This window comes from Pedobacter soli (genome assembly GCF_900101435.1).
GTDB classification, from domain to species: Bacteria; Bacteroidota; Bacteroidia; order Sphingobacteriales; family Sphingobacteriaceae; genus Pedobacter; species Pedobacter soli.
The window spans coordinates 101,742-113,304 of the sequence record NZ_FMZH01000011.1 but is presented as its reverse complement, the minus strand read 5'-3'; the positions used below and the strand labels follow the sequence as shown (position 1 = coordinate 113,304).

11 protein-coding genes are annotated in these 11,563 nt (G+C 39.1%); 6 read left to right on the top strand and 5 right to left on the bottom strand.

Translation table 11 applies throughout. The features are described from left to right. Nucleotides 1–8: 8 nt before the first annotated feature. From BLR37_RS20305 to ubiE, 4 genes are all read right to left on the bottom strand, one after another. A complete protein-coding gene (locus tag BLR37_RS20305) occupies nucleotides 9–455 on the bottom strand; it encodes a GatB/YqeY domain-containing protein (RefSeq protein ID WP_090771815.1) in 447 nt (148 codons plus the stop codon). Between the two features lie 174 nt (nucleotides 456–629). Next, a complete protein-coding gene (locus BLR37_RS20300; RefSeq protein ID WP_090771813.1) occupies nucleotides 630–1,388 on the bottom strand; it encodes an SDR family oxidoreductase in 759 nt (252 codons plus the stop codon). A gap of 92 nt (nucleotides 1,389–1,480) precedes the next feature. After that, nucleotides 1,481–2,278 carry a type IX secretion/gliding motility protein PorT/SprT gene (porT, locus tag BLR37_RS20295; protein ID WP_090771811.1) on the bottom strand — a complete coding sequence of 266 codons (798 nt, stop codon included), beginning with the start codon at nucleotides 2,276–2,278 and terminating at the stop codon, nucleotides 1,481–1,483. Then, nucleotides 2,275–3,006 (bottom strand): bifunctional demethylmenaquinone methyltransferase/2-methoxy-6-polyprenyl-1,4-benzoquinol methylase UbiE, encoded by a 732-nt coding sequence (gene ubiE, locus BLR37_RS20290; protein ID WP_208599702.1) that lies wholly within the window; start codon nucleotides 3,004–3,006, stop codon nucleotides 2,275–2,277. The genes porT and ubiE overlap by 4 nt, the downstream gene beginning before the upstream one ends. Before the next feature lie 153 nt (nucleotides 3,007–3,159). On the opposite strand from ubiE, the gene yihA reads away from it, so the two are divergent. The 3 genes from yihA to BLR37_RS20275 all read left to right on the top strand — a co-directional run bounded on the left by yihA (nucleotide 3,160) and on the right by BLR37_RS20275 (nucleotide 6,549). Further along, complete coding sequence (yihA, locus tag BLR37_RS20285) at nucleotides 3,160–3,783, top strand: ribosome biogenesis GTP-binding protein YihA/YsxC (RefSeq protein WP_090771809.1); 624 nt, start codon at nucleotides 3,160–3,162, stop codon at nucleotides 3,781–3,783. A 111-nt stretch (nucleotides 3,784–3,894) separates the two neighbouring features. After that, nucleotides 3,895–4,752, top strand: coding sequence for a UbiA-like polyprenyltransferase (locus tag BLR37_RS20280; protein ID WP_039477471.1), 858 nt, complete (start codon nucleotides 3,895–3,897; stop codon nucleotides 4,750–4,752). 90 nt (nucleotides 4,753–4,842) lie between these two features. Continuing rightward, nucleotides 4,843–6,549 carry a M3 family oligoendopeptidase gene (locus BLR37_RS20275; RefSeq protein WP_090771807.1) on the top strand — a complete coding sequence of 569 codons (1,707 nt, stop codon included), beginning with the start codon at nucleotides 4,843–4,845 and terminating at the stop codon, nucleotides 6,547–6,549. Nucleotides 6,550–6,660: 111 nt separating this feature from the next. Here BLR37_RS20275 and BLR37_RS20270 read toward each other — a convergent pair whose 3' ends face one another. Then, nucleotides 6,661–7,881 carry an MFS transporter gene (locus BLR37_RS20270; RefSeq protein ID WP_090771805.1) on the bottom strand — a complete coding sequence of 407 codons (1,221 nt, stop codon included), beginning with the start codon at nucleotides 7,879–7,881 and terminating at the stop codon, nucleotides 6,661–6,663. Between the two features lie 295 nt (nucleotides 7,882–8,176). On the opposite strand from BLR37_RS20270, the gene BLR37_RS20265 reads away from it, so the two are divergent. The 3 genes from BLR37_RS20265 to BLR37_RS20255 all read left to right on the top strand — a co-directional run bounded on the left by BLR37_RS20265 (nucleotide 8,177) and on the right by BLR37_RS20255 (nucleotide 11,445). Next, complete coding sequence (locus BLR37_RS20265; RefSeq protein ID WP_090771803.1) at nucleotides 8,177–10,126, top strand: amino acid permease; 1,950 nt, start codon at nucleotides 8,177–8,179, stop codon at nucleotides 10,124–10,126. A 9-nt stretch (nucleotides 10,127–10,135) separates the two neighbouring features. Next, nucleotides 10,136–10,687: a hypothetical protein gene (locus BLR37_RS20260; RefSeq protein ID WP_090771802.1), complete on the top strand. Its 552-nt coding sequence runs from the start codon at nucleotides 10,136–10,138 to the stop codon at nucleotides 10,685–10,687. 320 nt (nucleotides 10,688–11,007) lie between these two features. After that, a complete protein-coding gene (locus BLR37_RS20255) occupies nucleotides 11,008–11,445 on the top strand; it encodes a transposase (protein WP_208599701.1) in 438 nt (145 codons plus the stop codon). The last annotated feature ends 118 nt before the right edge of the window (nucleotides 11,446–11,563 follow it).

Sequence of the window (11,563 nt, the reverse complement as noted above, 5' to 3'; positions counted from 1 at the left end):
GCTTTAAACTAAGCTAGTTTTTCTTTAACAATTTCGGCAATTAATTTACCATCGGCTTTACCGGCAAGTTCTTTGTTAGCCATGCCCATTACTTTCCCCATATCCTTAACCGATGTAGCGCCAGATTGTTTGATTACTGTTTCGATAATTGCCGCAACCTCCGTCCTATCCAATTGCTTAGGCAAAAACTGGTTAATTACTTCAATTTCTTCTTCCTCTACCTGAAACAAATCTTCGCGGTTTTGCTGTCTGTAAATATCGGCCGACTCGCGACGTTGTTTAATCAGTTTCTGAAGGATTTTAAGCTCTGCTTCTTCTGTAATTTCTTCTGAAGAACCTTTTTCGGTTTTAGCCAAAAGTAAAGCAGCTTTTATTGCCCTTAAACCCCTTAACTGTGCATTGTTTTTAGCCAACATGGCTTTTTTTATTTCCTGATCTATTGTTGTTGATATCATTGTTTTTTTAAAATGGTTAATCGGTTAACTGTTTAATTGGTTAATTGTTCAAATCGGTTAACTGTTCGATAAGTACAATTGTTTAATTGCGAAATTGTTAATTGTTAACTGCAAATTGTCAACTGCGAACCAGTTACAGTTAAGCAGTTTATACAATTTAAACAGTTAACCTAACTATCCTCTATTTATAATCGTTGCCGTTGCCTGTACACTTGGCATAATCAGCATATCGTTAATGTTTACATGCTTAGGCCTGCTTACTACATACCAAATGGCATCGGCAATATCATCTGCAATTAATGGTTCCAGATTTTCGTAGACCTTTTTAGCCCGGTCTTCATCACCTTTAAAACGCACCACCGAAAATTCGGTTTCAACCATGCCCGGATTAATCTCCGTAACCTTGATGCCGTGGGGCAAAAGATCAATCCGCATCCCTTTGCTCAGTGCATCAACGGCGTGTTTGCTGGCACAATATACGTTTCCGTTTGGATAAACTTCTTTTCCGGCAATAGAACCAATGTTGATAATATGCCCCGATTGGTTAGCGATCATCCAGTTGGAAACAATTTTGGTTACATAAAGCAATCCTTTAACATTGGTATCGATCATGGTATCCCAATCGTCGGTATTGCCTTTATCAATCGGGTCCAGGCCCTGGCTTAACCCTGCATTGTTTACCAACACGTCAACCTTTTTCCAGTCGGCAGGTAAAACTTCTAAGGCAGCAGTTAAGCTTTCCCTGTCACGTACATCGGCAATAACCTGTTTAATTTCAATCGCATATTTATCTGCCAAATGATGGGCTATTTTGGCCAGTCTTTCTTCCCTGCGAGCCAAAAGTATTAATTGATAGCCTTGTTGGGCAAATGTATGTGCGCAAGCTTCGCCAATACCAGAAGTTGCACCTGTAATTAATGCGATTTTAGACATGTTTATGAATTTTAAGTCAAGGTAATATTTCAGATAAAAACCTGTTTAATCTACCTGGGTAGACAAAGATAAGTTTTTTTGAATGGTATGGGCTATTGAAAAATCAAACTGAACGTGAATTGACGCAATTTCAACTTATCGATCGGATTGGCATAAGCGGTATCGTCGTGTTTCAGAATATCGCTGGTAGAATACGAGAGTTTAATTTCGGGCGACATTTTGAAGTACTCGAAATAAAGGTCAAAACCAATTCCCGTTTCGTATGAAAAGTAATTGCGATCGTTTTTGAGCAATTTGTTTACTGCAGTTTCACCTTCATCAAAAGTTTTCTTTTTTGAAGCAATATCGATTGAATACTTCATCCCACCTAACCAGTAGGCCCTGAAATTATTTAAGCGGTTCGATTTGACTTTAATACCCAGCGGAAACTCGAACATGGTAGCCTGCACCTTCTTATCAACCAGGGTTTGATAGTTTTTGGTTTGCCCATTGCCCACATTTACCGGATCGGTTGGCACATATTCGTAACTCACTACCCTATCGCTAAAAATGAGTGAAGGGGTAGAACGGATATCGAAATTCTCGGAAATATTCCTGTTCATTACAAAACCTAAACCAAAACCCTGTGAAGGTTTACTCGAAATCGAATTTAGCGAATTGGTAACCATGGTACCCGAAGCAGGATCGTAAGATACGCCATTGCTGTTGGGCACCTCGTAAAATGGCGAACGCCAGTTCTGTTTTTTAAGGATTTTGTATTCTGCCGAAATGTATTGAAAATTAAAACCAAAACTCCAGTCCTCATCATCTATACCACCACCCCAGTTTTGAGCAAGAGCAGCTGTAGAAATGGTAAAGAGTGAAAGAATGAGGCTTAATTTTTTTATCATTTAGTTCCGGTGTATATCGAACTTATTCCAAACGTTAAACTTTTGTGTTTGGTACTTTTAAAACCAACTTTTTGCATCAGGGTTGTAAAATCTTCTCCATCAGGGAAAGCCGCTACCGATTCGGGCAGATAAGTATAGGCCCGGTGATCTTTAGAAAACAGCTTACCGAAAAAAGGCGTTACCTGTTTAAAATAAAAACTGTAAAGCTGCTTAACCGGAAAAACCTTAGGTTTAGAAAATTCGAGGATCACCATTTTTCCATTAGGCTTTAATACCCGGTACATATCGGTCAGGCCTTTTTCTAAATTTTCGAAATTACGCACACCATAGGCACAGGTAATCGCATCAAAGGTGTCGTTTTCAAAATGCAAACCTTCCGAATCGCCAACCTGAACCGAAAATACTTCGTTCAAACTGCGTTCGTTGATTTTCTTTTTGGCTACTTCGAGCATCCCTTCAGAAATATCTACACCAATTACCTTTTCGGGATGCAATTTTTTAATGGCTTCAAAAGCAAAATCGCCGGTTCCGGTAGCTACATCCAACATCGTTCTGGGATGGATCGGAACCAGTTCTTTAATGGCTTTTTTGCGCCAAAGCACATCAATACCCAAAGAAAGAAAATGGTTTAAAAAATCGTAAGTGCCCGAAATATTATTGAACATGGTTGCAACCTGTTCTTTTTTGGTTGCATCTGCTACCTGGTATGGAGTGATATTCTGATTCATGATATGTGGCAAAGATAAAGAAAAGAGTTTGCAGTTGGGAGTTTAGAGTTTGCAGTTTAGTTATTCCTCTAAACTTTACGAATTGCTGACCTCATTAAATTTCGACTCCCAACTCCAACCCCCCAACTCAAAACTAATTGTTACCTTTGCCCTATGGTTATCAAAACAGCAGCATTTATATGCAGCAACACCCAGGTTTCGGCTTTGCCGCCACCAACAATGCCCGAGTACGCTTTTATTGGCCGCTCTAATGTGGGTAAATCTTCTTTAATCAACATGTTGGTTAATCAGCATGGTTTGGCAAAAACATCTCAACGTCCGGGAAAAACACAGCTTATTAACCACTTTTTGGTTAATGAGGCCTGGTATATTGTCGATTTGCCGGGTTACGGTTATGCAAAAGTTTCGAAAACAAGTCGCGAAAAATGGGAGAAATTTATCCGTGCTTACATCACCAAAAGAGAAAGTTTACAATGTGTTTTTGTTTTGATTGACAGCCGTTTGGAACCCCAGCAAATTGATATTGAATTTTGTTATTGGTTGGGCGAAAAGCAAATTCCTTTCTCACTGATTTTTACTAAAGCCGATAAACAAGGTATGACCACTACACAAAAAAATGTTGCTGGTTTTAAGCGGAAATTGAGTGAGTTTTTTGAAGAAATCCCGGCAACTTTTATTACTTCGGCCGAAAAAGCCCTGGGTAAAGATGAAGTTTTGAATTTCATCTCTGAAGTAAATAAAGATTTTGTAGTACCGACCGATTATAAGCGGTTTTAATATTTGATGTTCAATAGTTCATTAGTCATTGGTTTCATCAGTATCGGCAATCGGCCATTAACCATCAACTATTAACCATCAGCAAACAGAACAGTTAACCATTACCAATTCATGAAAAAATACTTTTCACTCGTATTATTTGCACACTCGGTTTTTGCATTGCCCTTTGCCATGATCGGTTTTTTTCTGGGCGTAACCACTACCGATAATCCTTTTTCGTGGTATAAACTGATATTGGTTTTGTTGTGTATGGTTTTTGCACGTAACTCGGCCATGGCCTTTAACCGCTATTTGGACCGGAATATTGATGCCAAAAATCCGCGCACTAAAATGCGCGATATCCCGGCAGGAAAAGTTTCGGCAAGCGAAGCGCTCACTTTTGTGATCATCAATTGCGTATTATTTGCCATTGCCACCTATTTTATTAATCCACTTTGTTTTTATTTATCGCCCGTTGCCCTTTTTGTGGTATTATTTTACAGTTACACCAAAAGGTTTACCGCACTTTGTCACCTGGTATTAGGTCTTGGCTTATCATTGGCGCCCATAGGTGCATATATTGCTGTAACCGGTCAGTTTGCTTTGGTGCCGGTTTTGTATTCGTTAACCGTATTGTTTTGGGTAAGCGGTTTCGATATTATTTATGCCTTGCAGGATGAAGATTTCGACCGTGAAGAAAATTTACATTCCATTCCGTCGGCTCTTGGCATAAAAAATGCACTGAACGTTTCGGTTTTATTGCATGTATTTTCGGCAGCCTGCGTAATCTTACCCGTGTTCTTTACCGAATTTAGCTGGGTGTATTATGTTGGGATTGTATTTTTCTGCTCGATGTTAATTTATCAGCACCTGCTTGTAAAACCAAACGATATTAGCAAGGTAAACCGCGCATTTCAAACCTTAAATGGTTATGCTTCGGTGGTTTTTGCCATTTGCTTTTTAATAGACGCATATTTGAGACATAAATAAAAATGAATGAATTTGAGTTTTGAAGGATTGAATGCTTAGCCTTAAGCTTACCACAATCAGTCATACCATCATTCCATAATTAAACTAAACATGATCATCACCAAAAAACCAAGAACATATATTCCGCAGGATTTGACCATTACCTGGGAAAGCCTAGCCCCTATTTTTGACGAGCTCCAAAACCGCGGCATTGAAAATAAAGCAGCCATAGAGCAATGGCTAAAAGACCGCTCGGAGCTGGAAGCTGCTTTAGAAGAAGATTTTGCCTGGCGCTACATTAAAATGACCTGCGATACGGCTAACGAAGAGCTGGTTAAAAGTTTCCAGTATTTCGCGACCGAAATTTCGCCTAAAATCTCTCCGCTATCTAATGAGCTAAACAAGAAATTTGTAGAAAGTCCATACCTGGATGAGCTGGATAAGGAAAAATATTTCGTTTACAACAGGTCGGTTAAAAAAGCACTGGAACTTTTCCGCGAAGAAAATATCGAATTGTTTACCGAACTTCAGGTTAAGCAACAAAAATACCAGAGTGTTACCGGCGCCATGAGCGTAACCATTAACGGTCAGGAATACACCATGGAGCAGGCTTCTATCCTGGTAAAGGATTTGAACCGCGAAGTCCGCGAAAATGCCTGGAAAACGATCCAGCAACGCCGCCTGGTTGATAAAGACGATTTAAATATCCTTTTTGATGAACTGATTAAATTGCGCAATCAGGTAGCCTTAAACGCAGGTTTCGAAAACTACCGCGATTATATGTTTCAGGCTTTGGGCCGTTTTGATTATACCCCTCAAGATTGCTACGATTTTGCCAATGCCATAGAAAAGGAAATTGTGCCGATTTTGAAAGAACAGGCCGAAAAACGCAGGGAAGCACTGGGTTTAGAGGCTGTAAAACCATGGGATTTAGAAGTAAGTGTAAGCGGTAAACCTGCATTAAAACCTTTCAACAATGGCGCAGAACTGATTGATAAGAGTATTACCTGTTTCAATGCTATTGACCCAAAACTGGGAGAGAAACTGGCAACTATGAAAGCCAATAACCTTTTTGATGTAGAAAGCAGAAAAGGCAAAGCGCCGGGAGGCTATAACTATCCTTTGGCCGAAACCGGAGCCCCGTTTATTTTCATGAACTCGGCCAACTCACTCCGTGATTTAACTACAATGGTACATGAGGGCGGTCATGCTGTGCATACTTTTTTAACAGCAAATTTAGAATTGAACGATTTTAAACACTGCCCGTCAGAAGTTGCCGAATTAGCCTCTATGAGTATGGAATTGATTTCCATGGATAAATGGGATGTTTATTTCGATAATGAAGAAGATTTACTTCGTGCTAAAAAAGAACAACTGGCCGATGTGTTAAAAACATTGCCTTGGGTAGCGGTAATTGATCAGTTTCAACACTGGATTTATACCAACCCGAACCATACTGCTGCAGACCGCGAAGAAACCTTTAAACAAATTTACAACCGTTTTGGTGCAGGCTTTGCCAACTGGGATGGTCAGGAACAACAATTTGGCAATGTTTGGCAAAAACAGCTGCATTTATTCGAAGTTCCTTTTTACTATATCGAATATGCAATTGCCCAATTGGGTGCCATTGCCGTATGGAAAAACTACAAGGAAAACCCTGAAAAAGCATTAGACCAATACCTGGCAGCCCTTGCTTTGGGTTACACCAAACCCATGAACGAGATTTATGAAACTGCCGGCATTAAATTCGATTTCAGCGCCGAATATGTTAAAGAGCTTGCCAGCTTTGTAAAAGGAGAACTCGACAAACTGGGATAACATAAGGCCACAGGTTTAACGGTGGAAGGTTTTTCACTGAAAAAATAAAAAAAGTCGTAGCAAAATGCTACGACTTTTTTTTGATGTTTAAATCCGAAAAAACAAGCTGTTTTAATTTACCTGTTCCCTTTTTCTTACCCTTAAAATCATAAACATTACTATTAACGATATAACGATCATGATCAGATAGCTGTAGCTCAGATTGCGCTCATCTTTTGCCGGTACAAGGCTTACCACTGCATAACTCAAAAACGATACAATAACATAAGTAATACCGCCTGTTAAACCTCCGGCAATACCCGCATTTTTCGGAAATTTGCTCAAACAGAAAGTAAAGTAGTTGTTAAAGGTAAAACCAGCCCCAATGTGAATGATAAAGGCAAAAAAGATTAGCGAGTAAAGATTACTGATAAAATTAAGGCTCAGCATCATCAATATCACAAATACCAGCTGTAAAACCGAGTTAATGGCCAATCGCCTGAAAAAAGGACGGTTAATAGTTGCCTTACCTATAAAGCCACCTACCATCCAGGCAAAACCCAATACCAGTGAGCTATAACCTGCAATAACGGGCGAGAGGTGCAAATGGTGTTCGATGATAAACGGCCCCGTCATGTTGTAAACCATTACCATACAATAAGCCAACCCCAACATTACAATACCCAGCGTAAAACTGGTGGTTTTAATCATTGTAGCATAAATATTGGCTATTTTCTTCAACTGAAAATCGGTAAAATGTTTTAAGGTTTCGCCACTGAACATAAACTCGAGTAAGGCAAAAACCAAAGCAAAACCACCCAAAAAATAGAAGTTAGACTCCCAGCCAAAAACCGTTTGCAGGTAGCCCCCAATAAAAGGTGCTACAATAGGTCCGGTTGACCAGATAATGGAAAACAAACTGAGGTAATGCTTAAGCTGATCGCCCTCGAAAAGATCGACAAAATAGGCGCGTTTAGCCACCACAATAGCCCCAACGGTGAGCCCATGTATGATACGCATTAAATAAATGAGGTAAATGTTACGCGTGGTGGCAATGACAATACTCGCTGCAGCAAAAATCAACAGCGAATACAAGCCAATTTTATAACGGCCAAAGCTATCGAGCACACTCCCGATAAACAATTGTGCAACGCCATAACTAATCAAAAATATACTTAACGTAAGCTGAACCTGAACGTTGCTAACCTGCATTTCGCCAGCCATTGTGGGCAATGAAGGAATGTAAATATCGGTAGCAAAACCCGATAAGGGAATTAGGGCAAAAGCCAATATTGTGGCTATTCCCTGATGACGTTCTTTGATGTATTTAATGTCTAAAGTGCCCGTATTCATAAATATAAAAAATGTAGTTGTTTATATTCCAATCAAACAGGATTTTATGCCCGCATATTCTCTGTTTATATTGGATGAGGCAAAATTAATGCTTTCGTAGCGCTTAAAATTATGCAAATCAAATAAAGGCTTATGACGAGCAAATAATCGAACTTTTTGACATTAATTTCATAAAACACCAGCGATTAAGTTACATTGCATTCTCATCTCTCCACGCGTGTAATGAAATTTATATCCTGCTTTAAACGTTTTTAACCAAACTTTTTATAAGTTTGAAGAAACAATCAAGCAACAAATGTTCGAAAAGCTATTCAGAAAGAAATCCATTTCCAAGATATTACAAGATGCAGCAAAAGGCTATGGCGACCACGAAAACACTTTACATAAAACCCTCGGTGTACGCGATTTAACCGCCTTTGGTATTGCAGCTATTATTGGTGCTGGTATTTTTAGTACGATTGGTAAAGCCAGTGCCGATGGTGGTCCGGCGGTAATTTTTCTGTTCATTTTTACAGCTGTTGCCTGTAGTTTTGCAGCTTTCGCCTATGCCGAATTTGCCTCAATGGTACCGGTTTCGGGCAGTGCCTATACCTATTCTTACGTGGCTTTCGGCGAATTAATCGCCTGGATTATTGGCTGGTCGCTCATTATGGAATATTCCATCGGAAACATTACCGTAGCCATATCCTGGTCTGATTATTTTACAGGTTTACTCTCTACCATCAAAATACCACCTTTGGGCATTGATGGTATCCATGTACCCGATTGGATGACCATGGATTACCTGAGCGCTTACAATGGCCATAAACATGCCGAAGCTTTATTGGCGGCAGGCAAAAATTTAGCCGATTTAGATTCTGCCACAGCCCTTGCTAACAATGCCTGGCTTACTGCACCTAAAATTGGTGGTTTCCACCTGGTAGCCGATATCCCGGCTTTAGCGATTATCATTTTAATTACCTGGTTAATTTACCGCGGAATGAAAGAAAGCCGTAACGCCAGCAATGCGATGGTAGTGGTTAAACTGGCTGTAATTTTACTGGTACTGGCTGTAGGTATATTTTACGTAGATACTAAAAACTGGAATCCCTTTGCACCAAATGGCGTTTCGGGTATATTAAAAGGTGTTTCGGCGGTATTTTTTGCTTATATCGGCTTCGATGCTATTTCTACCACAGCCGAAGAATGTAAAAACCCACAGCGCGATTTACCGCGCGGGATGATGTGGGCCATTATCATCTGTACACTGCTTTACGTAGCTATAGCGCTGGTTTTAACAGGTATTGTAAAGTCTGATACTTTAGCCGTTGGCGATCCATTAGCCTTTGTTTTCGATCAGATTGATCTCAAATTAATGAGTGGAATTATTGCCGTGAGTGCTGTTTTTGCTATGGCCAGTGTACTTTTGGTTTTCCAGATGGGTCAACCTCGTATATGGATGAGTATGAGCAGGGATGGATTGTTACCGAAATCTTTTTCAAAAATCCACCCAAAATACAAAACACCTTCGTTTGCCACAATTGTGGTAGGCTTTGTGGTTGCTGTTCCATCGTTATTCATGAACCTCACCATCGTTACCGACCTTTGCTCTATCGGAACGCTTTTCGCTTTCGTACTCGTATGTGCTGGTGTATTGGTCTTGCAGAACAGACCAGATGTACAACGTGGAAAATTCAAAATCCCTTATGTAAACAGTAAATTTATCGTTCCTGTTATTTTTATCGGAAGCATTGTATTTGCCTTTACACAATATGGAAAGGAAACCAAAGCTTTCTTCTTTAATTCCCCTAAAACGGTTGAAACTGTAAATTTTGTCACTTCATTAAATGGCGAAGAACTTAAAATTGTTAAGGAAGAAATTGTAAAAAATTCAGCTCCGCAGATCATCCTTGCCGAAAAAGTAGATGCAGAATCTTACCTAAGTGCATTACCTGGTGATCGTTACGAGCAGTTTATCGCTGCATCGAAGGTTAGCGTTGAAAAGAAATATGAAAGCGGCTGGAGCCTCTTTAAACACAAAATACCTATGTGGATTTTCCTGATTATCTGCGTAATCATTACCTTTTATTGCATCACTAAAAACCTGTCATTAATCCCGGTTTTAGGATTGATCAGTTGCTTGTACATGATGTGCGAACTGGGCATCTCGAACTGGATTGGCTTCGGCATCTGGCTGGTTGTAGGCCTGGTTGTGTATTTTGCTTATGGGTATAAGCATAGTAAATTGGCAAGTCAGGAGGTTTAAAAGATCGATATGACTATTTTTGAAAAAATAGAAAAGCATCAGGCAGAGAGAAATTACGTCAAAATTAAAAGAGACGTTGGCAACAAGTCGTACAAGCTTTCACATGGCTATATTTTAGATCACTCATTTGATTTTATACTGATTATTGAAAATGATGATTTTGTTTTTAACGGATTTCAGATATTCCCAATTGCCTCTATAGCCAAAATTAGAAACAACGATTATGATCAGTTTTTTGACGGGATTATGGAGCAGGAAGGTCAGAAAAAACTGATTACAATCCCCCATCATATTGATCTCGAGAATTGGAAAACGATCTTCACTTCTATAAAGCAAACTAATTTAAATTGTGCCATAGAAAATGAAAATGATGACCTGTTCTTTTTTAGAATCGGAGAAATTACAAAAGTAAAAGAAAGAAGCTTAAAAATTTTGAATTTCGACCCTGCAGGCTATTTGGATGAGGAGCCAACAAAGATAAAATATAAAGAAATTTCAGCTGTTTCTTTTGATGATAATTACACCAATACGATGAGTAAATACCTAAGGGTAAGGGAGTAATTTAACAATTCACTAATCGGTCGGTGAAGACACCAACCGATAGATCATCTTTCTATTGGTCGGTGTCCTCACCGACCAACTGATTTGATCCATTAATTTGATCCCCGCACTTCTTTTACCTTATTCTGTAGTTCGCTTTCTCACCGACCAACTTATTTACCCGCTTTTTTGTATCTTGTATCAAAAGTTGTCCCTGCAGCTAATTTGAAACTATGTACATCTACCACAAAAGACAGGGGCAAATGGATTACAATTATCCATATTTTTATACAGATACGATCTGTAATTTTGCTCATTTATTAGTTGATGACCATTTAAAAATGATCGTTATCAATTCATTGAAATTTTTAGTTTTTCGAAAAGTTATTGAGGTTTATGGCTACGTAATCATGCCCAACCATATCCATGTAATCTGGAATATGCTAAAAATAAATGGAAAGGAAAGCCCTGCTGCAAGTTTTACAAAATTTACTGCACACGAATTTAAGAAATATCTAGCGGCCAACAATCCCCTCCTATTAAATCAATACCATTCTGAAAAGAATGACAGATCCTACCAGTTTTGGAAAAGAGATCCGCTGGCTATCCCACTGAGTCGTGAAAGTATTCTAATTCAGAAATTAGATTATATCCATGATAATCCCATTCAGGAGAAATGGAATTTATCGGCACAGCCAGAAGATTATAGATGGAGTAGCGCAAACTTCTATGAAACGGGAGTTGATGAATTTGGCTTCCTTACACACTTTATGGAGTAATTTATTTCGGTCGGTGAAGACACCGACCGATAGAATATCTAATGGTGGTGTCCTCACCAACCAAAGTAGTTTGAGGTTCTACGAAGACTTTTTCTTAAAAAGAAAAGTCGTCAAAATA